General features: G+C 60.2%; 1 protein-coding gene. It reads right to left on the reverse strand.

Going from position 1 to position 575, the window contains the following annotated elements; translation table 11 throughout:
- Positions 1-575, reverse strand: a 575-nt coding sequence (locus tag A5651_RS14430; protein ID WP_156662913.1) for an ABC transporter ATP-binding protein, incomplete at both ends; no start/stop codon positions are given.

Genomic DNA, 575 nt, shown 5'->3' on the forward strand with positions numbered 1-575 from the left:
TGCCGCACCACCGGCTCATCACTGGTCAACAAGACCTCACGCGGACCGAACATCACCAGATGCTTGCGGAACAACATGCCGATGTTGTCGGGCACCGTGCGGGCGACGTTGATGTTGTGCGTCACGATCAAGATCGTGCAATCGATCTGGGCGTTGATGTCGATCAACAACTGGCTCAGATAGGCGGTGCGCACCGGGTCCAGACCCGAGTCCGGCTCGTCGCAGAGGATGATCTGCGGGTCGAGCACCAGCGAGCGGGCCAGACCCGCACGCTTGCGCATACCGCCGGAGATTTCGCCAGGAAACTTGTTCTCATCACCGGCCAGACCGACCAGCTCGAGCTTCTCCATGACGATGTTGCGGATTTCGCTTTCCTTTTTCTTCGTGTGCTCCCGCAACGGGAAAGCGGTGTTGTCATACAGGCTCATCGACCCGAACAGGGCGCCGTCCTGGAACATCACCCCGAACAGTGTGCGGATCTCGTAGAGCTCCTTGGCCGAGCACTCGATGATGTTGGTGCCGTCGACGATGATCTTGCCGCGCTCGGGGCGCAGCAGCCCGATCAGCGACTTCAA

This window comes from Mycobacterium sp. 1274761.0, from assembly GCF_001668615.1.
In the GTDB taxonomy this organism is placed as follows: domain Bacteria; phylum Actinomycetota; class Actinomycetes; order Mycobacteriales; family Mycobacteriaceae; genus Mycobacterium.